Annotated in this window: 20 protein-coding genes; 19 read left to right on the forward strand and 1 reads right to left on the reverse strand. The window is 72.7% G+C overall.

All coding sequences use genetic code 11. From position 1 onward, the window contains the following. The first annotated feature begins 2 nt into the window (after positions 1-2). The 4 genes from metK to HUN58_RS00095 all read left to right on the forward strand — a co-directional run bounded on the left by metK (position 3) and on the right by HUN58_RS00095 (position 5,627). Positions 3-1,217: a methionine adenosyltransferase gene (metK, locus tag HUN58_RS00080; protein WP_058742135.1), complete on the forward strand. Its 1,215-nt coding sequence runs from the start codon at positions 3-5 to the stop codon at positions 1,215-1,217. 8 nt (positions 1,218-1,225) lie between these two features. Beyond that, the gene (locus HUN58_RS00085; protein ID WP_180225361.1) at positions 1,226-3,253 is read left to right on the forward strand and encodes a primosomal protein N'; all 2,028 of its coding nucleotides are present in this window, start codon (positions 1,226-1,228) and stop codon (positions 3,251-3,253) included. A gap of 101 nt (positions 3,254-3,354) precedes the next feature. Next, positions 3,355-4,446, forward strand: coding sequence for an L-threonine 3-dehydrogenase (gene tdh / locus HUN58_RS00090; protein ID WP_180225360.1), 1,092 nt, complete (start codon positions 3,355-3,357; stop codon positions 4,444-4,446). Further along, positions 4,446-5,627 (forward strand): glycine C-acetyltransferase, encoded by a 1,182-nt coding sequence (locus HUN58_RS00095; RefSeq protein ID WP_180225359.1) that lies wholly within the window; start codon positions 4,446-4,448, stop codon positions 5,625-5,627. The genes tdh and HUN58_RS00095 overlap by 1 nt, the downstream gene beginning before the upstream one ends. 131 nt (positions 5,628-5,758) lie before the next feature. On the opposite strand, the gene HUN58_RS00100 is transcribed toward HUN58_RS00095, so the two are convergent. Beyond that, complete coding sequence (locus HUN58_RS00100) at positions 5,759-6,214, reverse strand: DUF4383 domain-containing protein (protein ID WP_181819222.1); 456 nt, start codon at positions 6,212-6,214, stop codon at positions 5,759-5,761. 93 nt (positions 6,215-6,307) lie between these two features. On the opposite strand from HUN58_RS00100, the gene HUN58_RS00105 reads away from it, so the two are divergent. The 15 genes from HUN58_RS00105 (at position 6,308) to gltB (ending at position 23,632) form a co-directional block, all read left to right on the forward strand. Beyond that, on the forward strand, positions 6,308-7,240 hold the full coding sequence (locus HUN58_RS00105; protein ID WP_180225358.1) for a methionyl-tRNA formyltransferase: 933 nt from the start codon (positions 6,308-6,310) through the stop codon (positions 7,238-7,240). Continuing rightward, on the forward strand, positions 7,237-8,721 hold the full coding sequence (locus tag HUN58_RS00110) for an RsmB/NOP family class I SAM-dependent RNA methyltransferase (protein ID WP_254631581.1): 1,485 nt from the start codon (positions 7,237-7,239) through the stop codon (positions 8,719-8,721). Before HUN58_RS00105 ends, HUN58_RS00110 begins: the two co-directional genes overlap by 4 nt. 150 nt (positions 8,722-8,871) lie before the next feature. Further along, positions 8,872-9,531, forward strand: coding sequence for a ribulose-phosphate 3-epimerase (rpe, locus tag HUN58_RS00115; RefSeq protein WP_058742139.1), 660 nt, complete (start codon positions 8,872-8,874; stop codon positions 9,529-9,531). Positions 9,532-9,638: 107 nt separating this feature from the next. Then, positions 9,639-9,902, forward strand: coding sequence for a phosphoribosyl-ATP diphosphatase (locus HUN58_RS00120; protein WP_058742152.1), 264 nt, complete (start codon positions 9,639-9,641; stop codon positions 9,900-9,902). 72 nt (positions 9,903-9,974) lie between these two features. Further along, positions 9,975-10,814 (forward strand): ATP phosphoribosyltransferase, encoded by an 840-nt coding sequence (gene hisG / locus HUN58_RS00125; RefSeq protein WP_058742140.1) that lies wholly within the window; start codon positions 9,975-9,977, stop codon positions 10,812-10,814. Beyond that, positions 10,811-11,659 (forward strand): imidazole glycerol phosphate synthase subunit HisF, encoded by an 849-nt coding sequence (gene hisF, locus HUN58_RS00130; RefSeq protein WP_257222127.1) that lies wholly within the window; start codon positions 10,811-10,813, stop codon positions 11,657-11,659. The genes hisG and hisF overlap by 4 nt, the downstream gene beginning before the upstream one ends. A gap of 148 nt (positions 11,660-11,807) precedes the next feature. Then, on the forward strand, positions 11,808-12,191 hold the full coding sequence (gene hisI, locus HUN58_RS00135; protein WP_058741458.1) for a phosphoribosyl-AMP cyclohydrolase: 384 nt from the start codon (positions 11,808-11,810) through the stop codon (positions 12,189-12,191). After that, positions 12,188-13,714: an anthranilate synthase component I gene (locus tag HUN58_RS00140; protein WP_180225357.1), complete on the forward strand. Its 1,527-nt coding sequence runs from the start codon at positions 12,188-12,190 to the stop codon at positions 13,712-13,714. The genes hisI and HUN58_RS00140 overlap by 4 nt, the downstream gene beginning before the upstream one ends. Continuing rightward, entirely contained in the window at positions 13,711-14,397 is a 687-nt protein-coding gene (locus HUN58_RS00145) for a Trp biosynthesis-associated membrane protein (protein WP_114849963.1), read from the forward strand. Before HUN58_RS00140 ends, HUN58_RS00145 begins: the two co-directional genes overlap by 4 nt. Continuing rightward, on the forward strand, positions 14,394-14,633 hold the full coding sequence (locus HUN58_RS00150) for a DUF6704 family protein (RefSeq protein WP_058741461.1): 240 nt from the start codon (positions 14,394-14,396) through the stop codon (positions 14,631-14,633). Before HUN58_RS00145 ends, HUN58_RS00150 begins: the two co-directional genes overlap by 4 nt. 11 nt (positions 14,634-14,644) lie before the next feature. Next, complete coding sequence (gene trpC, locus HUN58_RS00155; protein WP_180226015.1) at positions 14,645-15,445, forward strand: indole-3-glycerol phosphate synthase TrpC; 801 nt, start codon at positions 14,645-14,647, stop codon at positions 15,443-15,445. A 67-nt stretch (positions 15,446-15,512) separates the two neighbouring features. Beyond that, positions 15,513-16,727 carry a tryptophan synthase subunit beta gene (gene trpB, locus HUN58_RS00160; protein ID WP_180225356.1) on the forward strand — a complete coding sequence of 405 codons (1,215 nt, stop codon included), beginning with the start codon at positions 15,513-15,515 and terminating at the stop codon, positions 16,725-16,727. A 35-nt stretch (positions 16,728-16,762) separates the two neighbouring features. Beyond that, positions 16,763-17,527, forward strand: a complete 765-nt coding sequence (gene trpA, locus HUN58_RS00165; protein WP_254631712.1) for a tryptophan synthase subunit alpha — start codon at positions 16,763-16,765, stop codon at positions 17,525-17,527. Positions 17,528-17,744: 217 nt separating this feature from the next. After that, positions 17,745-18,740: a prolipoprotein diacylglyceryl transferase gene (gene lgt, locus HUN58_RS00170; protein ID WP_208745298.1), complete on the forward strand. Its 996-nt coding sequence runs from the start codon at positions 17,745-17,747 to the stop codon at positions 18,738-18,740. Between the two features lie 239 nt (positions 18,741-18,979). Continuing rightward, positions 18,980-23,632 carry a glutamate synthase large subunit gene (gltB, locus tag HUN58_RS00175; protein WP_257222126.1) on the forward strand — a complete coding sequence of 1,551 codons (4,653 nt, stop codon included), beginning with the start codon at positions 18,980-18,982 and terminating at the stop codon, positions 23,630-23,632. Positions 23,633-23,724 lie beyond the last annotated feature (92 nt).

Consider the following 23,724-nt stretch of genomic DNA (forward strand, 5'->3'; position numbering starts at 1 on the left):
CGGTGACGAGCACCAACCTGCGCCTCTTCACGTCCGAGTCGGTGACGGAGGGGCACCCCGACAAGATCTGCGACCAGATCTCGGACACGATCCTCGACGCGCTGCTCACGGTCGACCCGCACGCGCGCGTCGCCGTCGAGACGATGGTGACGACTGGGCTGGTGCACGTCGCCGGCGAGGTCACGACCTCGGGCTACGTCGAGATCCCGAAGCTCGTCCGCGACGTCATCACGGGCATCGGGTACAACTCGTCCGAGGTCTCGTTCGACGGTCGCACCTGCGGCGTCGAGGTCTCGATCGGTGCGCAGTCGCCGGACATCGCGCAGGGCGTCGACGAGTCGCTCGACAGCCGCTCCGGCGCGGGCGTCGACCCGCTCGACCGGCAGGGTGCCGGTGACCAGGGCATCATGTTCGGTTTCGCGACGAACGAGACGCCGGAGTACATGCCCGTCGCGATCTGGCTCGCGCACCGCCTGGCGGAGCGTCTGGCCGAGGTGCGCAAGACCGGTGTGCTCGACTTCCTCCGCCCCGACGGGAAGACGCAGGTCACGGTCGGGTACGACGGCGTCGTCCCGAAGACCGTCGAGACCGTCGTGCTCTCGACGCAGCACTCGCCGGCGGTGACGCTCGCCGAGCTCACGGCGCAGATCACCGAGCACGTGATCCGTCCGGTGCTCGACCTGGTGGACCTCGACTCGTCGCACGTCGACGTGATCGTGAACCCGACCGGCCGGTTCGAGATCGGTGGTCCCCAGGGCGACGCCGGGCTGACCGGTCGCAAGGTGATCGTCGACACGTACGGTGGAGCGTCCCGGCACGGTGGTGGCGCGTTCAGCGGCAAGGACCCGTCGAAGGTCGACCGCTCGGCCGCGTACGCGCTGCGCTGGGTCGCGAAGAACGCCGTCGCGGCGGGGCTCGCGGACCGGCTCGAGGTGCAGGTGGCGTACGCCATCGGCCGCGCGAAGCCCGTCGGGCTGTACGTCGAGTCGTTCGGCACCGGCCATGTCGACGACGCCACGATCGAGGCCGCGATCACGCAGGTGTTCGACCTGCGTCCGGCCGCGATCATCCGCGACCTCGACCTGCTCAAGCCCCGGTACGCGCAGACCGCGGCGTACGGCCACTTCGGCCGCGAGCTGCCCGGCTTCACCTGGGAGCAGCTCGACCGCGTCGAGGAACTCCGCGCCGCCGCAGGACTCGTCGCCGCCACCGTCTAGGGCACCGCGTGCCCGTCGTCGCGCGTGTCGTCCTCGACTCGCCGCTCCCGCAGTTGGACCGTCTGTTCGACTACCGGGTGCCGGCCGAGCTCGAGGACGACTGTGTGCCGGGCGTCCGTGTCAAGGTGCCGCTGCGCACCGGGGCGCGGATGTCCGACGCCTGGGTGGTCGAGGTCGTCGCGGCGGACGCCGCCGACGCCGACACGACCTTCGCGGGTGAGCTGAGCCCGGTCGAGCAGGTCGTCTCGCCGGTGCCCGTCCTGGCACCGGAGATCTGGTCGCTCGCCCGGGCCGTCGCCGACCGGGCCGCGGGGGTCGCCTCCGACGTGCTCCGGCTCGCCGTCCCGCCCCGGCAGGTGCGCGCCGAGAAGGCCTGGCTCGCGCGGGATCCCGAGTGGTCGCCGCCGTCGGTCACGGCCGGCCCCGTCGCCGGGTACGCCGAGGGCGTCCTGGAGGCGCTGGTCACCGACCACGGACGCGCTGCGGTGGCCGCCCTGCCGCACCCCGTCGCGCTGCACCCGGACCCGGCTCTCGCCGCTCCGGAGTCGGGTCCGGATCCGGTCTGGGTCCCCGGCTGGGCCGCGACGATCGCCCAGGCGGCGGCGCACGCCGTCGCCGCCGAGCAGTCCGCGGTCGTCGCGGTCCCCGACTTCCGTGACGTGACCGACCTCGAGCGGGCCCTCCTCGCCGTGCTGCCGGCCGAGCGCGTCGTGCGCTTCGACGCCAAGCAGACGAACGGCGCGCGGGCGAAGGCACTGCTGCAGGCCCGGTCGCACGCCGTCGTGGCGATCGGCAACCGCACCGCGATGTACGCGCCGGCGACCGACCTCGGTCTGATCGTCGTGTGGGACGACGGGGACGCCTCGTTCGTCGAGCCCCGGGCACCGTACGTGCACACCCGTGACGTCGCGCTCGTCCGGGCGGCCCAGTCCGGCGCCGGGCTGCTGTTCGTCTCGCACGCGCGGAGCACCGACGTGCAACGGCTCGTCGAACTGCACTGGCTCAACGAGGTCGCTCCGTACCGGCAGCCAACCCCGAAGGTCATCCCGACGGTGCAGCAGGGCGGTGCCGAGGGGTTCGCGGCCCAGGCACGCATCCCGAGCACGGCCTGGCGTGCGGCGCGCGAGGCGAGTCAGCACGGGCCGGTGCTCGTGCAGGTCGCGAGTCCCGGGTTCGGCACCGGCCTGGTCTGCGCCGAGTGCGGGGAACGGGCGCACTGCCGGGTGTGCGGGGGACCGCTCGGCCAACCCCACCGCGGCGCGGCCCCGCAGTGTCGGTTCTGCGGCGCCCTCGCCGTGGGCTTCCGGTGCCCGACGTGCGGCAACGGCACCGTGAAGCCCGTCGGGCAGGGCGCTCAGCGCACCGCCGACGAGCTCGGCCGGGCGTTCCCGGGCACCCGCATCGTCGTCGCCGACGGTTCCCGACCGCTCGACGAGGTCCCCGCCCGCCCCTCGGTCGTCGTCGCCACGCGCGGCGCCGAGCCCAACGTGCCGGGCGGGTACGCCTGCGTGCTCCTCCTCGACGCGGAGCGCATGCTCGCCCGCGAGGGCCTCCGCGTGCAGGAGGACGTGCTGCGGTTCTGGACGGGCGCCGCGGCGAAGGGCGCCCCCGGGTCCGAGGTGTACCTGGTCGGCATCGGCGGCCGGCTCGCGACCGCGATGGCCACCTGGCGGCTCGACGGCCCCGCTCACGACGAGCTCGTCGACCGTCGCGCGCTGCACTTCCCACCGGCGGTGCGGGTCGCGACCCTGACCGGCACGGACGACGCCGTGACGGCCGCGGTCGAGGCCCTCGGGGACACCCTGGTCGGCGACGTGCTCGGTCCGGTGCCGGTCGAGGACGATCCGGTCCCGGGCACGGTCCGGGCGATCGTGCGGTTCCCGTACGCGCACGGTGCCGAGGTCGCGGCGACGCTCAAGGCCGAGGTCATCCGGCGCTCGTCCACCCGGCGGGTGCTCCCCGGCGGCAACCGCCGTCGTGCGGCACCCACGCTCCGCGTCCGGCTCGACGACGCCGAGCCCTTCGCCGAGGTCTGACCGCCCCGCGCGTCGCGGCCACCTGTGCCAGGCTGAGGGACGGTGGTCACGAGCCACCGCCGAACACACCACACGCACAACGAGGTGACGAGGTGACGCCGATGCGCGCGCTCTGGAAGCCGGACGCCGGTCCGGGACTGATCATGACCGAACGACCGGTGCCGGTCCCCGCCTCGGACGAGGTGCTCGTCCGGGTGCTCCGCACCGGGATCTGCGGGACCGACCTGCACATCGAGCGGTGGGACGACTGGGCCGCGTCGGCCGTCTCCGCACCGCTCGTCCCCGGGCACGAGTTCTCCGGCGAGGTGGTCGAGGTCGGGTCCGCCGTCCGCGACGTCGCCGTGGGGGACCGGGTCTCCGGTGAGGGCCACATCGTGTGCGGCACCTGCCGGAACTGCCGGGCCGGCCGCCGCCAGATGTGCATCCGCACGAAGGGCGTCGGCGTGCAGCGGGACGGCGCCTTCGCGGAGTACCTGACGCTTCCCGCCGCGAACGTCTGGGTGCACCACACCGACGTCGACCCCGAGATCGCCGCGCTCTTCGACCCGCTCGGCAACGCGGTGCACACGGCGCTCGCGTTCCCCCTCGTCGGCGAGGACGTGCTCGTCACCGGCTGCGGTCCGATCGGGCTCATGGCGATCGCCGTCGCACGGCACGCCGGCGCCCGGTTCGTCGTCGGCACCGACGTCAGTGCGAACCGGCTCGCCCTCGCCAGGACGATGGGCGCGGACCTCGCCGTCGACGTGTCGGACGCCGGCGCCGGACGTGGGGCGGCGACCGCCGGGTCGCAGGACGCGGTCGGGGCCCTCCGCGACGCCCAGCAACGGCTCGGCATGCGCGAGGGCTTCGACGTCGGCTTCGAGATGTCCGGCGCGCCCACGGCCCTGCCGGCGATGGTCGAGACGATGAACCACGGCGGCCGGATCGCGATGCTCGGACTCCCGTCCGGGCCGATCGCGGTCGACTGGGGGAAGGTCGTCACGCACATGCTCACCGTGAAGGGGATCTACGGCCGCGAGATGTTCGAGACGTGGCAGACCATGAGCAGCATGCTGCAGACGAGCGCGGCGCTCCGCGGTCGGATCGGCTCGCTCGTGTCCGGGCGCTTCCCGGCACGGGACTGGCAGCAGGCGTTCGCCGCGGCGGCGAGCGCGGACGGCGGCAAGGTCGTCATCGACTGGACGGAGGCGTGATGTACGGCGCGATCAAGGACCACCTGCAGGCAGAGCTCGCGGGCATCGAGGCGGCGGGGCTGACGAAGCGGGAGCGCGGCATCGCCGGCCCCCAGCGCGCGGCGATCGAGGCCGGCGGAACGGAGCTGCTGAACTTCTGCGCGAACAACTACCTCGGGCTCGCGGACGCCCCGGAGCTCGTGGACGCCGCGAAGGACGCCCTCGACCGCTGGGGCTACGGGATGGCCAGTGTGCGGTTCATCTGCGGCACGCAGGATCTGCACCTCGAACTCGAGGAACGGGTCTCCGGCTTCCTCGGCACCGAGGCGACGATCCTGTACTCGTCGTGCTTCGACGCGAACGGCGGGCTGTTCGAGGTCCTGCTCGGTCCGGAGGACGCCGTGATCTCCGACGAGCTGAACCACGCGTCGGTCATCGACGGCATCCGGCTCAGCAAGGCGCGCCGGTTCCGGTACCGGAACCGGGACACCGCCGACCTGGAGGCGCAGCTCGCCGCCGCCGCGGACGCCCGGTTCCGCCTCGTGGTCACGGACGGCGTGTTCTCGATGGACGGGTCGATCGCGCCGCTGGCCGAGATCTGCGATCTCGCGGAGCGGTACGACGCCCTCGTGGTCGTGGACGACTCGCACGCCGTCGGGTTCGTCGGCGTGCACGGACGGGGCACGCCCGAGCTGTGCGGGGTCGCGGACCGGGTGGACGTCCTGACCGGGACGTTCGGCAAGGCACTCGGCGGGGCCTCGGGCGGGTACGTCTCCGGCCGCCGGGAGATCGTCGACCTGCTGCGCCAGCGTTCCCGGCCGTACCTGTTCTCGAACTCGCTCGCCCCGGTGATCGCCGCGGGCACGGTGGCGGCGCTCGACCTGATCGAGCGATCGGACGACGCCCGCGCCCGGCTGGCCGCGAACGCCGCGCGCTTCCGGTCGTCGATGACCGACGCCGGGTTCGAGCTGCTGCCCGGGGAGCACCCGATCGTCCCGGTGATGTTCCACGACGCGGCGCGCACGGCCCGGATCGCCGACGAGATGCAGGCCCGCGGGGTCTACGTCACGGCGTTCAGCTACCCGGTGGTCCCGGAGGGGCGGGCACGCATCCGGGTGCAGCTCTCCGCCGCGCACACCCCCGAGCAGGTCGACCGTTGCGTCGAGGCCTTCGTGGCCGCACGCGCAGCCGTCCCCGCCTGACGATCCCCTCGCAACACGCAACGTCGGCGGTTCCTCGCAGCGGAGTACCGCTGCGAGGAACCGCCGACGTTGCGTTTCGCGGGCCGGCCCCCGGGGTCAGGCCCGGGGGGGGGGGGGGCAGGCCCCGGGGGTCAGGCGCCGACGGGCGTCCGGCGACCGCGCGGGAACACGACGCCGAGGGCGACCATGCCGATCGCGAGCACGAGGTGCAACCAGTTGTCGGCCCAGTTGAGCGGCACGAAGTTCGCGCCGGACATCGTGCCGGCGGTGAACAGCCCGTACACCCAGAGCACGAAGTAGACGACCCCGCCGATCACGAGGTACATGCGGGAGCCGGTCGCCCGGTTCGCCGCGAGCAGGCCGACGACGCCGAACAGCAGGTGCACGATGTTGTGCAGCACCGAGACCTGGAAGATCCCGAGCAGCATCGCCATCGAGCCGTGTCCGGCACCGCCGAGGTCGCCGGAGGTCAGCCCGGGCACGAACCCGGCGATCCCGACGAGCAGGAAGACGATGCCGACGACCATCGCGACCTTCTGGATCGACGAGCCGGCGTAGCGGTTGGTGGAGGTGGTCACGTCACTCATGACCCGGACGGTACTCAGCGGGCTCGCAGCGTGTTCGGGGATCCGCGATGCCCGCGCGCGTCGGACACCTCGGCCCGTGGGACGATGGAACCCATGCGCCTCGTCGTCGCCGGCAGCCCCGCTGCGGCCGTCCCCACCCTCCGTCGCCTCGCGGCGTCCGACCACGAGATCGCCGCCGTGCTCACTCGGCCGCCGACACCGCAGGGCCGGAAGCGCGTCCTCACGCCGACCCCGGTCGCGCAGGTCGCGGCGGAACTCGGCCTGCCGGTGATCGAGGCGACGCGGGTGGACGACGACGTCACTGCGCGCCTGGTCGACCTGCGGGCCGACCTCGGGGTCATCGTCGCCTACGGTGCACTGCTCCGCCGCCCGGCCCTCGACGCGCCCCGGCTCGGCTGGGTGAACCTGCACTTCTCCGACCTGCCGGCGTACCGCGGTGCCGCCCCGGTCCAGCGCGCGGTGATGGCCGGCGACACCCGCACCGCCGCGACGGTGTTCCAGCTCGTCGAGGCGCTCGACGCCGGGCCCGTGTACGCGAGCGACCCGTTCGACATCGACCCCGAGGCGACCGCGGGCGAGGTCCTCGCCGCGATGGCCGACCGCGGTGCCGAGACCGTCCTGCGCGTCGTCGACGCCCTCGCAGCGGGCACCGCCGTCGCCCGCGAGCAGGTCGGCGAGCCGACCCTCGCCCCGAAGACGACGATCGCGGACGGGCGGATCGACTTCACCGCACCCGCTGCGGTCGTGCACGCCCACCTCCGCGGCGTGACGCCCGAGCCCGGCGCGTTCGCCCACCTCGGCGAGACCCGCGTGAAGCTGCTGCGCAGCACCCGGGCAGTGGGGGCGACCTCCGCCGTCCCGCGGCTCGCGCCCGGCGCGCTCGGGCTGGTCGACGGGCGCCTGCTCGTCGGCACCGCGGACGAGCCCCTCGCACTGCTCCAGGTGCAGCCGGCCGGCAAGCAGGCGATGGACGGCGCCTCCTGGGCACGCGGCCTCGGCGCGCTGGACGGGAAGGTCCTGTCGTGAGCCCCGCGCAGCAGCGCCGCGGCCCGCGCGCGGTCAGCGCCCGTCGGGTGGCGTTCGACGTGCTCCGCGCTGTGCAGGTCGACGACGCCTACGCGAACCTGCTCCTGCCGACCCGGATCCGCCGTGCCGGCCTGTCCGCCCGCGACGCCGCCTTCGCCACCGAGCTGACGTACGGGTCGATCCGGATGCTCGGCCGGTACGACGCGATCATCGGCATCGCCTCCGGCCGTCGCGTCGACAACGTCGAGTCCGACGTGCTCGACGTGCTGCGGCTCGGGGTGCACCAGCTGCTCGGGATGCGCACACCGACGCACGCCGCCGTCTCCGCGACGGTGGAGCTCACCCGCGAGATCGGTGCCCGCCGTGCCACTGGCTTCGTCAACGCCGTGCTCCGCAAGGTCGCGGCCCGCACCGACGACGAGTGGGACGCGCTCATCACCGAGGGCCGGGGTGGCGACGCCCTGCTCGCGACGCGCTGGTCGCACCCGGCCTGGGTGGTCGCAGCGCTCCGGGACGCCCTCGCCGCCGAACGCTCCCGCGACGAGCTCGCCGCGCTCCTGGCCGCCGACAACGTCGCACCGCGCGTGCAGCTCGTGGCGCTGCCGGGCCTCGCGACGGCCGAGGACGTGCAGGCGGCCGAGGCCGTGCCGGACCCGGCCACGTCGGCGACCGAGGACGACCAGGCGACGCAGGACGCGCCTCCCGTCAGTCCGCAGCGGGACGAGACGGACGCGCGACCGGTGTCCCCGGTGGGCATCCGCGGGACGACCGGCGACCCCGCGCGCGTGCCGGGCGTCGCGGCCGGTCGGCTCCGTGTGCAGGACGAGGGCTCGCAGCTCGCCGCACTCGCGCTCAGCCGGTCCTCCGCCGTCCGGGCGGGGGAGCGGTGGCTCGACATGTGCGCCGGGCCGGGCGGCAAGGCCGCGCTCCTCGCCGCCGAGGCAGCGCAGGGCGGTGCGACCCTGGTCGCGAACGAACTCGTGCCGGCGCGTGCCGGACTGGTGCGGAAGGCCCTCGCGACGGTCGCCGGCGGTGACGTCGTGACCGTGGTCGAGGGTGACGGGCGTCGCTTCGGGAAGCCGGGCGACGAGCGGTTCGACCGCATCCTGCTCGACGCGCCGTGCACCGGCCTCGGCGCCCTCCGTCGTCGGCCCGAGGCCCGGTGGCGGAAGCAGCCGGAGGACGTCCCCGAGCTCGCGGCGCTCCAGGCCGAGCTGCTCGACGCGGCCGTGCGGGCCCTGGCCCCCGGCGGAACGCTCGCGTACGTCACGTGCTCGCCGCACCTCGCCGAGACGCGCGGGCAGGTCGACGCGCTCATGGCAAGGCACGGCGGCGTGCTCGAACAGCTCGACACCGCCGGGGTCGTGCGCGCCGTCGCCGCCAGGGACCCGCAGGTCGCGGACGGCCGCACCGTGCAGCTCTGGCCGCACCGGATCGGCACCGACGCCATGTTCGTCGCGCTGTTCCGCCGCACCGCCTGACGGCGGCCCGGCTCGGTCGGCCGACGTCGGCCGAGTCTCGCGGTGAGCGACGAGTCTCGGTCCTGAGCGCTCGAGACTCGTCGCCGGGCCCGAGACTCGGACGGCCAGCGCCCGGGGCGGCGGCCCGGCGGGCGTCGGTAGGGTTGTGCGGTGACCATCCGCATCGCGCCGAGCATCCTGTCCGCCGACTTCGCGAACCTCGAGCGGGAGCTGCACCGCATCGAGAGCGCCGACCTCGTGCACGTCGACGTGATGGACAACCACTTCGTGCCGAACCTGACGCTCGGCCTGCCGATCGTGCAGCGCCTGCAGGAGGTCTCGCCGGTCCCGCTGGACGTCCACCTGATGATCACCGACGCCGACACGCAGGCGCCGAAGTACGCCGAGACGGGCGCCTCGAGCGTCACGTTCCACTTCGAGGCCGCCGCTGACCCGGTCGCCACCGCGGCCGCGATCCGCTCGAACGGTGCCCGTGCCGCGGTGGCGATCAAGCCCGGGACGCCCGTCACGCAGGTCCTGCGCCACCTCGACGCCTACGACATGGTGCTGCTCATGACCGTCGAGCCGGGCTTCGGCGGCCAGTCGTTCATGCCGTCCGTGATGCCGAAGCTCGCGGACGCCCGCGCCGCCGTCGACGCGTCCGGGCTCGACGTCTGGCTCGAGGTGGACGGTGGCATCGCCGTCGACACCGTCCCCGAGGCGGTCCGGAGCGGCGCGGACACGCTCGTCGCCGGCTCGGCGGTCTACGGCGGCGAGCCGGCGCAGCGCATCGCGGACCTGCGCGAGGCAGCAGCGGCGGCACGCGCGTGACGCGGACCGACCACGTCGACGACGTGAGCGGCGAGCCAGCGGCGATCCGTGCCTCCCGTCCGGACGGTGCGTCGGCCGGACCCGCGCAGGACGGTAGCCTGGTCCCCGTGAAGACGTTCGACGACCTGTTCGCGGAGCTGACCGAGAAGGCGCGCACGCGCCCCGAGGGCTCCGGCACCGTCGCCGAACTGGACGCCGGCGTGCACCAGATCGGCAAGAAGATCGTGGAAGAGGCCGCCGAGGTCTGGATGGCGGCCGAGTACGAGGGTGACGAGCGCACCTCGGAGGAGATCTCGCAGCTGGTCTACCACCTGCAGGTCCTCATGGTCGCGAAGGGGCTCACCCCGGCGGACGTCTGGCGACATCTGTAGGCAGGCGCGTCGCGCACCGAGCGCCACCGCCCCCGCAGCCGTCCCGACCTCCAGCAGAAAGCAGACCACCTGATGCTCCGCATCGCCGTGCCCAACAAGGGCTCCCTGTCCGAGACCGCGTCCGAGATGCTCAAGGAGGCCGGGTACGCCGGTCGCCGCGACCCGAAGGCGCTGCACCTGCTCGACGAGCGCAACGGCGTCGAGTTCTTCTTCCTCCGTCCCCGGGACATCGCCACGTACGTCGGTTCCGGCGCACTCGACGTCGGCATCACCGGCCGCGACCTGCTCCTCGACTCCGGGTCGGCGGCGCACGAGGTCGACGCGCTCGGGTTCGCCGACTCGACCTTCCGCTTCGCGGGCACGCCCGGCCGGTTCACCGAGCTGCAGGACCTCGAGGGCGTCCGGGTGGCGACGAGCTACCCGGGCCTGGTCGGCGAGTTCCTCGCCCAGCACGGCGTCACGGCGACCCTGGTGAAGCTCGACGGCGCGGTGGAGAGCGCGGTGCGTCTCGGCGTGGCCGACGCGGTCGCCGACGTCGTCTCGACTGGCAGCACGCTCCGCGCGGCCGGCCTCGAGATCTTCGGCCCGGTCATCCTCGAGTCGACCGCGCTGCTCATCTCGACCGACGAGACCATCCCGGGCATCGACGTCCTCCGCCGCCGGCTGCAGGGCGTGCTCGTCGCCCGCGGCTACGTGATGCTCGACTACGACATCCCGACGGGCCTGCTCGAGCAGGCGACCGCGGTGGCGTCCGGCATCGAGTCGCCCACGGTGTCGCCGCTGCACGACCGTGACTGGTCCGCCGTCCGCGTGATGATCCCGCGCGAGGACGCGAACCTCATCATGGACGCGCTCTACGACCTCGGCGCCCGGGCGATCCTGGTCAGCCCGATCCACGCCGCACGCCTGTGAACGCCGCGACCGAAGGCACGGAGCCGACCGGCAGCCCGGAGCCGACGGCCGCGTCCGGCAGCCCGGGGCCGACGGCCGCGACCGGCGGGGTCGCGGTCCGGGTCATCCCGTGCCTCGACGTCTCCGGCGGCCGAGTCGTCAAGGGCGTCAACTTCCTCGACCTGCAGGACGCCGGCGACCCCGTCGAGCTCGCCGCCCGCTACTACGAGCAGGGCGCGGACGAGCTGACCTTCCTGGACGTCGGCGCCACGGTCGAGAACCGCGCGACGATGTACGAGACGGTCACCCGCACCGCCGAGCAGGTCTTCATCCCGCTCACCGTCGGCGGCGGGGTCCGGAGCGTCGACGACGTCTCCCGCCTGCAGCAGTGCGGCGCGGACAAGATCGGCGTGAACAGCGCCGCGATCGCCCGCCCGGCCCTGGTCGGCGAGATCGCGGACCGCTTCGGCGCACAGGCGGTCGTGCTGTCGCTCGACGTGAAGCGGAGCGACCGGATGCCGTCCGGGTTCGTCGTCACGACGCACGGCGGGCGGACCGAGTCCGACCTCGACGCGATCGCCTGGGCGCGCGAAGGCGTCGAGCGCGGTGCCGGCGAGCTCCTCGTCAACTCGATCGACGTCGACGGCACGAAGAACGGTTTCGACCTCGAACTCGTCGCCGCCGTCCGTGCGGTCTCCGCGGTCCCCGTCATCGCCTCCGGCGGCGCCGGGCACCTCGACCACTTCGCGCCGGCGATCGACGCCGGCGCCGACGCGGTCCTCGCGGCCAGCGTCTTCCACCGCGGCGAGATGACGATCGGCGACGTCAAGTCGGCGCTGCGCGCCGCGGGTCACCTCGTCCGCTGACGCCCCGGTCCCGCGGTCTGCCGCACCGGTACCGGACGGGAGGATCGTGGCGGGGCCGCCACGATCCTCCCGTCCGTCCGTCCCCATCACCGACCGGCGCAGTCCCACCACCGACCCGCGCGGTCCCACGCCGTAGGCTAGGAGCCTCATGACCGACAGCACCGACACCAGCACGGAAGCGGTCCTCGACCGCGCGCGGTTCGGTGCGGACGGGTTGCTCCCCGCCGTCGTGCAGGAGGAGTCCACGAAGGACGTCCTCATGCTCGGCTGGATGGACCGGGAAGCCCTGCGCCGCACCCTGACCGAGGGGCGGGTGACCTTCTGGTCCCGCTCCCGCCGCGAGTACTGGCGGAAGGGCGACACCTCCGGGCACGCCCAGTACGTGCGCGCCGCTGCCCTGGACTGCGACGACGACACGCTGCTCGTGACCGTGCACCAGGTCGGCGCCGCGTGCCACACCGGCGCGCACCGGTGCTTCGACGTGGACCCCCTCGACCCCGTGACCGCGACCGCACCGGAGGCCACGCGATGAGCACCTCGACCAGCACCACGCGCTCGGACTTCGACGCCCTGCTCGACGGCCACCGGGTCGTGCCCGTCGTCCGTGCGCTGTACGCCGACAGCGAGACCCCGGTCGGCGTCTACCGCAAGCTCGCGGACGGCCGCCCCGGCTCCTTCCTGCTCGAGTCGGCGGGACAGGGCGGCCTCTGGTCGCGCTGGTCCTTCGTCGGCGTGCGCAGCTTCGGCGTGCTCACGCAGGAGGGTGACCGGGCCGCGTGGATCGACACCGGCATCCCGGCGTCGCGCGCCGTCGGGTCGCTCGACGGCGCCCCGCTCGAGGTGCTCGCGCGGCTGCACGAGCGCTGGGCGACCCCGCGCGTCCCCGGGACGCCGCCGCTCGTCGGCGGAACCGTCGGGTTCATCGGGTGGGAGGCCGTCCGGCAGCTCGAGCACCTGCCGAACGTGCCGGACGCCGACTTCGACGTGCCCGGTCAGGCGCTCGCCTTCGTGTCGGAGCTGGCCGCGCTCGACCACCGCACCGGCCTCGTGCTGCTCGTCGCCAGTGCCCTGAACGACGGCACCGACGACGCCGACACGATGTGGCAGGACGCCCAGTCCCGGCTCGACCGGATGCAGGCCGACCTGGTCGCGCCGAGCGTCGCCACCGTGGCCGAGGCGTTCGAGATCGCCGAGCCGACGCCGCGGCACCGCTCGACGCCGGACGAGTACATGGCCTCGGTCGTTCGGTCGAAGGACTTCATCCGCGACGGCGACGTCTTCCAGGTCGTCATCTCGCAGCGCTTCGACCACGACGTGACGGCCGACCCGCTCGACGTCTACCGGGTGCTCCGGACGCTCAACCCGAGCCCGTACATGTACTTCCTGTCCCTCGCGGACACGGCGGACGAGCGGTTCTGGATCGTGGGCGCCTCGCCCGAGGCGCTCGTGAAGGTCCAGGACGGTCGGGCGATCACGCACCCGATCGCCGGGTCGCGGCCCCGCGGAGCGACCCCGGTCGAGGACGTGCGGCTCGGCGACGAGCTGCTCGCCGACCCGAAGGAGCGCGCCGAGCACCTGATGCTCGTCGACCTCGCCCGCAACGACCTGCAGAAGGTGTGCGAGCCGGGGTCCGTCGCGGTCACGGAGTTCATGACCGTCGAGCGCTTCAGCCACATCATGCACCTGGTGTCGAGCGTCGAGGGGGCCGTGCGTCCCGGTGCTTCCGCGATCGACGTCTTCCGTGCGACGTTCCCGGCCGGCACGCTCTCCGGGGCACCGAAGCCGCGCGCCCTCGAGATCATCGACGAGCTCGAACCGGCGAAGCGCGGCGCCTACGCGGGCGTCGTCGGGTACTTCGACTTCGCCGGTGACGCCGACCTGGCCATCGCGATCCGCACGGCGCTCATCAAGGACGGGGTCGCCCGGGTGCAGGCCGGCGCCGGGCTCGTGGCGGACTCCGACCCGCACACCGAGCACGTCGAGGCCGTCAACAAGGCCGCGGCCCCGCTGCGCGCCGTCGCGACCGCCAACCGCATGCGCGAGGTCCGGTCGTGAAGCGCTCCCGACCGATCACCGTCGTCGCCGGGCTCGCCGTCGCGGGCATCGTGATGCTCTCGTGGACGCAGACCTGGTTCACGGTGCACCTGCACGCCGGGACGGCCGTCGTGTCCCGGGTCGTCGCCGACGGGGCCGCCGCGGTCCCGCAGTACACCGCGCTCGCCATCGCGAGCCTGGCGCTCTTCCTCGCGCTGACGATCGCGGGGCGGGTGCTCCGCGTCGTGCTCGGCGTGGTCGAGGTCCTGCTCGGCGCGGGTGTCGTCGCGGTCGGTGTGAGCGCGCTGGCCGACCCGGTCGCCGCGGCGAAGGGCGCCGTGGGCGAGGTCGCCGGCGTGAGCGACATCGACGCGGTCCGCCGGGCGGTGTCGAGCGTCGACGTGACGCCGTGGCCGCTCGTCGGGATCGCCGGGGGCGTCCTCGCCGTGCTCCTCGGCGTTGCCGTCCTGGTCCTGCAGCGGTCGTGGCCCGGGCCGAGCCGGAAGTACGGCGCGGCGACCGCGGGTGCGGCGGCCGACGCCCGTGCGGCGGCCCCGACCGTGCGCGACGCCGTCACCGACTGGGACGACCTCAGTGCCGGCGACGACCCGACCGTCCTGGACGAGGCGTCCACGACCGACACGGTAGGATCGGAGCGGCGCCGATCGGACGACGGCGCCGGAGCAGAACGAGGAGCACCGTGAGCAACACTGAGCCCGCAGAACTCGGCGAAGGCCACTCGCCCGCCGCCTGGACCGCCGTCGTGATCATGCTGATCGGGTTCGCGGCCGGGACGCTGTTCTTCTGGTTCGACCTGGCGTGGGGTGTCTGGGCCTCCGCGGCGGTCGTGGTCGTCGGGCTCATCGTCGGTGCCGTCATGAAGCGCGCCGGCTACGGCGTCGACGGCCCGAAGTTCGTCCCCAAGCACCACGCGGAGTAGTCGTGCCGAACGTGCTCGAGACCCTCGTCGCGGGTGCCCTCGAGGACGCCGCTGCCCGTCGCCTCAACCGCCCGTACGCGGACGTCGAACGCGACCTCGACCGGGTGGCATCGCCCCTCGACGCACTCGACTTCCTCGCCCCCGGTGACCGCGTCAAGATCCTCGCCGAGGTCAAGCGCGCGAGCCCGTCCCGCGGTTCGATGGCCACCATCGAGGACCCCGCGGCCCTGGCTGCCGACTACGAACGCGGCGGCGCCTCGACGATCAGCGTCCTGACCGAGGGACGGAAGTTCCTCGGCAGCCTCGCCGACCTCGAGGCCGTCAAGGCGCGCGTCGGCGTCCCGGTGCTCCGCAAGGACTTCATCGCGGACCCGTACCAGGTGGTCGAGGCCCGTGCCGCCGGCGCCGACCTCGTGCTGCTCATCGTGGCCGCCCTCGACCAGGCCCGGCTCGTCGAGCTGCACGACCTGGCCGAGCAGCTCGGCATGCGCGTCCTGGTCGAGGCGCACTCTGCAGACGAGGTCTCCCGAGGCCTCGACGCCGGTGCGCGCATCCTCGGCGTGAACGCCCGCGACCTGACCGACTTCTCGCTGGACCGCGACCTGTTCGGGTCGCTCGCCGACCGGATCCCCGCCGGGGTCGTCCGCGTCGCCGAGTCCGCCGTCGCCGGCCCTGCCGACGTCGCGCACTACCGCGCCGCGGGTGCCGACGTCGTCCTGGTGGGGGAGGCGCTCGTCACGGGCGCGGACCCCGCCGCCACCCTCGCGTCGTTCATCGACGCCGCGGACGGCCTCGGCCGCCCGCGGGTCTGACCGACACCGTCCCCACCGGCGGCCGTCCACCCGACGGCGCACGCCGACCCCATCCGGGAGACCCATCGTGACCTCACTGCGTGACCTGCACGGACCGTACTTCGGCGACTTCGGCGGACGCTTCGTCCCCGAGTCGCTGGTCCTCGCCCTCGACGAGCTCGAGACGGCCTTCCGCGAGGCCTGGGCGGACCCGGCGTTCCGCGAAGAGCTCGACACGCTCCAGCGCGAGTACACCGGGCGTCCGTCGATCATCACCGAGGCACCCCGGTTCGCGAAGCACGCCGGCGGTGCCCGGATCCTGCTCAAGCGCGAGGACCTCAACCACACCGGCTCGCACAAGATCAACAACGTGCTCGGCCAGGCCCTCGTCGCGAAGCGCCTCGGCAAGACGCGCCTCATCGCCGAGACCGGAGCCGGCCAGCACGGTGTCGCGACGGCCACCGCGGCGGCGCTCTTCGGCATGGACTGCGTCGTCTACATGGGCGCCGTGGACACCGAGCGCCAGGCGCTGAACGTCGCCCGGATGCGGCTGCTCGGCGCCGAGGTGATCCCGGTCGAGACCGGTTCGCGCACGCTCAAGGACGCGATCAACGACGCCCTGCGGGACTGGGTCGCCAACGTCGAGTCGACGCACTACCTGCTCGGCACGGTCGCGGGCCCGCACCCGTTCCCGGAGATGGTCCGCGAGTTCCACAAGGTGATCGGCGAGGAGGCCCGTCAGCAGGTCCTCGACCGCGTCGGTCGCCTGCCGGACGCCGTCGCTGCGTGCGTGGGCGGCGGGTCGAACGCGATGGGCATCTTCGAGGCGTTCCTCGACGACGCGTCCGTGAGGCTCCACGGTTACGAGGCCGGCGGCGAGGGCATCGAGACCGGGCGGCACGCCGCGAGCATCTCGCTCGGCCGCACCGGCGTGCTGCAGGGCACGATGTCGTACCTGATGCAGGACGAGGACGGCCAGACGATCGAGAGCCACAGCATCTCGGCCGGTCTGGACTACCCGAGCGTCGGACCCGAGCACGCCTACCTCGCGTCGATCGGCCGTGCCACGTACGAGCCGATCACCGACACCGAGGCGATGGAGGCCTTCCGGCTCCTCAGCCGCACCGAGGGCATCCTGCCGGCGATCGAGTCGTCGCACGCCCTGGCCGGTGCGATCAAGCTCGGCAAGGAGCTCGGCCCGGACGGCGTCATCCTGATCAACCTGTCCGGACGCGGCGACAAGGACGTGGCGTCCGCCAGCCGCTACTTCGGGATCCTCGACGAGAACGCGGTGCAGCTGTGACGAACCCCGAGACCACCCGGTCGGTCGCCGCGACGATCGACGCCGCCAACACCGAGCGCGCCGGCGCCGTCGTCGGGTACCTGCCCGCCGGGTTCCCGGACCTGCAGACGAGCGTCGACGCGGCGGTCGCCCTCGCCGAGAACGGCGTCGACGTCATCGAGCTCGGCCTGCCGTACTCCGACCCCGTGATGGACGGCCCCGTCATCCAGCGCGCGGCTGAGGAGAGCCTGGCGAACGGCTTCCGCGTCGCGCAGGTGTTCGACGCCGTCGCGCAGATCACGAGCCGCGCGGACGTGCCGGTGCTCGTCATGACGTACTGGAACCCGGTGCTGCGCTACGGCGTCGACCGGTTCGCGGACGACCTCGTGGCCTCCGGAGCGTCCGGCCTCATCACGCCCGACCTCATCCCCGACGAGGGACGCGCCTGGATCGACGCCTCGGAGCGCACGGGGCTCGACCGTGTGTTCCTCGCCGCGCCGTCCTCCACCGACACCCGCGTGCAGCAGGCCGTGCAGGCGAGCCGCGGCTTCGTGTACGCCGTCTCCACGATGGGTGTCACCGGCGCGCGCGTCGGCGTGGACACCGCAGCGCGGACGGTCGTGTCGCGGCTCCGCGACGCGGGCGTCGCCCGGACCTGTGTCGGGCTCGGGATCTCGACGGCCGACCAGGTCACCGAGGTGCTCGAGTACGCCGACGGCGCCATCGTCGGTTCGGCGTTCGTGCGTGCGCTCGCGGACCTCGGCGTCCAGGGCGTCGCGGACCGTGCGGCCGACCTGACGTCGGGTGCCGTGCGTCGCTGAGCGCGCAGGCGCGCAGCGCCGCTGCTCCGCCGCCCCGGTCGGGAGGCACGGTGCGGGGGACCGACGTCGGTCACCCGCACCCTGCCTCCCGTCCGTCACAGTTCCCACAGGACGGGCCGCAGCGTTCCTGACCGGCGCGGTTCCCGCGCTACAGTGATCGGGGCCGACCCGGTGTCGGTCCCGCGGACGCAGAGCACCGAAAGGCGACAGCACCTCCATGCCCCTCCTGAGCATCCCGAGCCCGAGCACGGCCTGGCAGTACTTCGACCTGACGGCCTGGCTCCGTGACGTGTTCGGGTTCTCGCTGCCCCTCGACTTCCGCATCCACGCCTACGCGATCTGCATCCTGCTCGGGATCGTCGCGGCCGTGTTGCTCGCGAACCGCCGGCTCAACGCCCGCGGCGTCGAGCGCTGGATCATCATCGACATCGCGATCTGGGCGGTGCCGTTCGGCATCATCGGCGGGCGCCTGTTCCACGTCTTCACCCACGTCAGTGACTACTTCGGCCCGGGCCGCGACCCGCTGTCCTTCCTCTACATCTGGGAGGGCGGCCTCGCGATCTTCGGCGCGATCATCCTCGGCTCGGTCGGGGCGTGGATCGGCTGCCGCCAGGTCGGCCTGCGCTTCACGACCCTGATCGACGCGATCGCGCCCGGGGTGCTGCTCGCCCAGGCGTTCGGGCGGCTCGGCAACTACTTCAACCACGAGCTCTTCGGCATGCCGACGAACCTGCCGTGGGGCCTGCAGATCGAGTCGTCGAACCCGGCGTTCCCGAAGGGCCTGCCCGAGGGCACGCTGTTCCATCCGACGTTCCTCTACGAGATCATCTGGAACGTCTGTGGCGTCGTCGTGATCCTGCTGCTCGACAAGCGCTTCCGCCTGCAGTGGGGCAAGGTCATGGCGCTCTACCTGATCTGGTACGGCACCGGCCGCTCTGTGCTCGAGTCCATCCGCGTCGACACGAGCGAGACGTTCTTCGGCATCCGCACGAACGTGTGGGCGTCCTTCGCGGCGATCCTCATCGGCATCATCGTCTTCATCGTTCAGACGCGTCGACACACCGGCAAGGAACCGAGCCCGTACGCCCGGGGACGCCAGCCGCGTCGGACCTCCGATGTAGACTCGGACGACACCTGGTCGGAACACGACGACGACGCTCCGGCGGCCGTCACGGGCTCCGATCCGGTGCCGGCTGGCGGGTCCGCGAAGTAACGCGGCGCCCACCAGCCGACACGAGCAACAGCACCACCCAACCCGCCGCACGGTCGACACCCGCCGACCACGCGGACCCGCTGCACCGGCCGGCGTCGTCACCATCGACGCCGCGACCACGCACGTCGTGAGCGCACACCCTCGACGACGTGCACGGGCACCAGTCCCGCCCGCTCGGGCGGAACGCACCACCGGGCCACCGACGTCCCTGTTCCACTTCCTCGTGAGGACGGTTCCCCATGGCGCTCCAGCCACACCCGACCCAGGCCCAGGCCGCGCAGCGTGCACTCGGTCAGCGTGCAACCGGTCAGCGTGCGCCCGGCGCACTCCTGCCCGCGCACCGGCGTTTCTCCGCCGTGCCGGACGCGACCGGCGCGTACGACCCGGCGAACGAGAAGGACGCCTGCGGTCTCGCGATGGTGGCGACCCTGCGCGGGACGGCCGGCCACGACATCGTCGACGCCGCACTCGGAGCACTGCGCAACCTCGAGCACCGCGGTGCCGTGGGTTCGGACGCGGGCACCGGCGACGGCGCGGGCATCCTGTGCCAGGTGCCGGACGCGTTCCTGCGTGACGAGGTCGACTTCGAGCTGCCGGCAGCAGGGGAGTACGCGGTCGGGACGGCCTACCTGCCGACCGACGACGACGAGCGGCACGCGGTGCAGGGTGCCGTCGAGCGGATCGCGCGCGAAGAGGGCCTCCGGGTGCTCGGCTGGCGTCCGGTGCCGGTCCGACCCGAGGTCCTCGGCACGCTCGCCCGCGCGGCGATGCCGGCGTTCGAGCAGCTCTTCGTGGCGTCCACCCGGCACGACGTGCACGGTGCCGCGTGGAGCGGGATCGCCCTCGACCGTCAGGCCTTCCGTCTCCGCAAGCGCGCGGAGCACGGGCTCGAGGTCTACTTCATGTCGCTGTCGAGCCGGACCATGGTCTACAAGGGCATGGTCACGACGCTCCAGCTCGAGCCGTTCTACCCGGACCTCAGCGACGAGCGGTTCGCCTCGAAGCTCGCGATCGTGCACTCGCGCTACTCCACGAACACCTTCCCGTCGTGGCCGCTCGCGCAGCCCTTCCGCACGCTCGCCCACAACGGCGAGATCAACACCGTCCGCGGGAACCGCAACTGGATGCGCGCCCGCCAGTCCCAGCTCGAGAGCGAGCTGCTCGGCGACCTCGCACCGCTGCTGCCGATCGTCAGCCCCGGCGCGAGCGACTCGGCGTCCTTCGACGAGACGCTCGAGCTGCTCACCCTGACCGGGCGGAGCCTGCCGCACGCGGTCTCGATGATGGTGCCGGAGGCCTGGGAGAACCAGGTCGGCATGGACCCCGACCTGCGGGCGTTCTACGAGTACCACTCGATGCTCATGGAGCCGTGGGACGGCCCCGCCGCGATCACGTTCACCGACGGTGCGATCGTCGGCGCCACGCTCGACCGCAACGGCCTGCGCCCCGGCCGGTTCCTCGTCACCGACGACGGCCTGATCGTGATGGGGTCGGAGACCGGCGTGCTCGACGTGCCGCCGGGCAAGGTCGTCCGCAAGGGCCGCCTGCGCCCCGGTCGGATGTTCGTCGTGGACACCGAGGCCGGCCGGATCATCGAGGACGACGAGGTCAAGCGCGACCTCGCGGCGTCCGGACCCTGGGCCCAGTGGCTCGACGAGGGCCGGATCAACCTGTCCGACCTGCCCGACCGCGAGCACATCGTGCACACGCCCGCGTCGGTCACCCGCCGCCAGCGCGCCTTCGGCTACACCGAGGAAGAAGTCCGCATCCTGCTGCGCCCGATGGCGCAGACCGGCGCGGAGCCGCTCGGTGCGATGGGCTCGGACACGCCGATCGCGGTGCTGTCCGAGCGCCCCCGGCTGCTGTTCGACTACTTCACGCAGCAGTTCGCGCAGGTGACGAACCCGCCGCTCGACTCGATCCGCGAGCAGGTCATCACCTCGATGGGCATGGGTCTCGGCCCGGAGCGCAACCTGCTCGACGCCGGCCCCGAGCACGCGAAGCAGATCACGCTCGACTTCCCGGTGATCGACAACGACGAGCTCGCGAAGATCCAGCACTTCGAGACGGCGTCCGGTCGGCACCTCACCGTGACGATCAAGGGCCTGTACCGCGTGGACGCCGGCAAGAAGGCGATGCAGAAGCGCATCGCCGCGGTGTGCGACGAGGTCGACGCGGCGATCGAGTCCGGCAAGCAGTTCATCGTGCTGTCGGACCGCGACGGCAACGCGGAGCAGGCCCCCGTGCCGAGCCTCCTGCTGCTCGCCGCCGTGCACCACCACCTGATCCGGACCGAGCAGCGCATGAAGGTCGGGCTGATCGTCGAGGCCGGCGACGTGCGCGAGGTCCACCACGTGGCGACCCTGATCGGCTACGGCGCGTCCGCGATCAACCCGTACCTGGCGATGGAGACGTGCGAGAACCTCGTGCGCTCCGGGATGATCACCGGGCTCACCCCCGAGCAGGCCGTGAAGAACGTCATCAAGGCGCTCGGCAAGGGCGTTCTGAAGATCATGTCGAAGATGGGCATCTCGACGGTGTCCAGCTACGCGGGCGCCCAGGCGTTCGAGGCCGTCGGGCTCAGCCAGGAGTTCGTCGACAAGTACTTCACCGGCACCTCGTCGATCCTCGGCGGTGTGGGGATCGAGGTCATCGCGAAGGAGAACGCCGAGCGCCACGCCCAGGCGTACCCGCAGGACGGCGCGGTGCTCTCCCACGAGCGCCTGCAGACCGGTGGCGAGTACCAGTGGCGCCGCGAGGGACCGCCGCACCTGTTCAACCCGGACACGGTGTTCCGCCTGCAGCACGCGACGCGCGCCCGCCGGTACGACATCTTCCGCGAGTACTCGCGGGCGGTCGACGACCAGTCCGAGGACCTCATGACGCTCCGCGGGCTCTTCCGGTTCCGTCACGGCGTCCGGCAGCCGATCCCGCTGGACGAGGTCGAGCCGATCGAGTCGATCGTCAAGCGGTTCAACACCGGTGCGATGTCCTACGGCTCGATCTCGCAAGAGGCGCACGAGACCCTCGCGATCGCGATGAACCGCCTCGGTGCCCGCTCGAACACGGGCGAGGGCGGCGAGGACGTCGAGCGCCTGCTCGACCCGGAGCGTCGCAGCGCGATCAAGCAGGTCGCCTCCGGCCGCTTCGGCGTCACGAGCATGTACCTGACGCACGCCACCGACATCCAGCTGAAGATGGCGCAGGGTGCGAAGCCGGGTGAGGGCGGCCAGCTTCCGCCGACCAAGGTCTACCCCTGGGTCGCGCGGACCCGGCACGCCACCGCGGGCGTCGGGCTCATCTCGCCGCCGCCGCACCACGACATCTACTCGATCGAGGACCTCAAGCAGCTGATCTTCGACGTGAAGCGGGCGAACCCGTCGGCGCGCGTCCACGTCAAGCTCGTGAGCCAGTCCGGCATCGGCGCGGTCGCCGCCGGTGTCACGAAGGCGCTGGCCGACGTCGTGCTCGTCTCGGGGCACGACGGCGGCACGGGTGCCTCCCCGCTCAACTCGTTGAAGCACGCCGGCACCCCGTGGGAGATCGGCCTGGCCGAGACGCAGCAGACGCTCATGCTCAACGGCATGCGCGACCGCGTCGTGGTGCAGGTCGACGGGCAGATGAAGACCGGGCGCGACGTGGTCGTGGCCGCGCTGCTCGGGGCAGAGGAGTACGGCTTCGCGACCGCACCGCTCGTGGTCGAGGGCTGCATCCTCATGCGGGTCTGCCACCTCGACACGTGCCCGGTGGGCGTCGCGACGCAGAACCCGGAGCTCCGGAAGCGCTTCTCGGGCAAGCCCGAGTTCGTCGTGAACTTCTTCGAGTTCATCGCTCAAGAAGTCCGCGAGCTCCTCGCCGAGCTCGGCTTCCGCAGCCTGGACGAGGCGATCGGCCAGGTCGACGCGCTCGACACCGACCGTGCCGTCGAGCACTGGAAGGCATCCGGTCTCGACCTCGCGCCGGTGCTGCACGGCCCGGAGTTCGGTCGCGACGAGCCCCGTCGCCACCTGCGCGACCAGGACCACGAGCTCGACGAGCACTTCGACGTCCGGCTGATCCACGAGACCGCCGACGTGCTCGAGCACGGGGGGTCGATCGCGCTGGACCTGCCGATCCGCAACACGGAGCGCGCCGTCGGCACGATGCTCGGGCACGAGGTCACGCTCCGCCACGGCGAGCACGGCCTGCCCGCCGGGTCGATCGACATCACGCTCCGCGGGTCCGCCGGGCAGTCGCTCGGTGCGTTCCTGCCCGCCGGCATCACGCTCCGGCTCGTGGGCGACAGCAACGACTACGTCGGCAAGGGGCTGTCGGGCGGCTCGATCGTCGTGCGCCCGGACTCGGAGTCCGCGTTCGAGGCGTCCGAGAACGTCATCGCCGGCAACGTCATCGGGTACGGCGCGACCCAGGGCAGCATGTTCATCCACGGTGTCGTGGGCGAGCGCTTCCTGGTCCGGAACTCCGGGGCGACCGCGGTCGTCGAGGGCGTGGGCGACCACGCGCTCGAGTACATGACCGGCGGTCTGGCGCTCATCCTCGGTGAGACCGGCCGGAACCTCGGCGCCGGCATGTCCGGTGGCACGGCGTACGTCCTCGGGCTCCGTCGCGAGCACGTGAACACCGACGCCCTGGCGACCGGCGAGCTCCGGCTCGAGGAGCTCGACAGCGCCGACGTCGAGATCGTCACGGACCTGCTCCGGCAGCACCACGACGAGACCGGGTCGACCGTGGCGGGCGACCTGCTCGAGTCCGGCGACCTCAGCGCCTTCGTGAAGGTGCTGCCGCGGGACTACGCCGCCGTGCTCGAGACCCGCCAGCAGGCCGTCGACGAGGGGCTCGACCCCGACGGCGACATCGTTTGGAACCGCATCTTGGAGGTGACCGGTGGCTGAGACCCTCGGCACGGAACCGGCAGTTCACATCGACATCGCGGAGGTGACCGGTGGCTGAGATCCTCGGCACGGAACCGGCAGTGTGCATCAAC

This window comes from Curtobacterium sp. Csp1 (assembly GCF_013347185.1).

Excerpts from the sequence above, each read along its gene's own strand:
- hisI (WP_058741458.1), top strand. The coding sequence starts at position 11,808 with ATGACCGACAGCACCGACACCAGCACGGAAGCGGTCCTCGACCGCGCG.
- tdh (WP_180225360.1), top strand. The coding sequence starts at position 3,355 with ATGCGCGCGCTCTGGAAGCCGGACGCCGGTCCGGGACTGATCATGACC.
- HUN58_RS00105 (WP_180225358.1), top strand. The coding sequence starts at position 6,308 with ATGCGCCTCGTCGTCGCCGGCAGCCCCGCTGCGGCCGTCCCCACCCTC.
- gltB (WP_257222126.1), top strand. The coding sequence starts at position 18,980 with ATGGCGCTCCAGCCACACCCGACCCAGGCCCAGGCCGCGCAGCGTGCA.
- HUN58_RS00140 (WP_180225357.1), top strand. The coding sequence starts at position 12,188 with ATGAGCACCTCGACCAGCACCACGCGCTCGGACTTCGACGCCCTGCTC.
- HUN58_RS00095 (WP_180225359.1), top strand. The coding sequence starts at position 4,446 with ATGTACGGCGCGATCAAGGACCACCTGCAGGCAGAGCTCGCGGGCATC.
- HUN58_RS00100 (WP_181819222.1), bottom strand. The coding sequence starts at position 6,214 with ATGAGTGACGTGACCACCTCCACCAACCGCTACGCCGGCTCGTCGATC.
- hisG (WP_058742140.1), top strand. The coding sequence starts at position 9,975 with ATGCTCCGCATCGCCGTGCCCAACAAGGGCTCCCTGTCCGAGACCGCG.
- lgt (WP_208745298.1), top strand. The coding sequence starts at position 17,745 with ATGCCCCTCCTGAGCATCCCGAGCCCGAGCACGGCCTGGCAGTACTTC.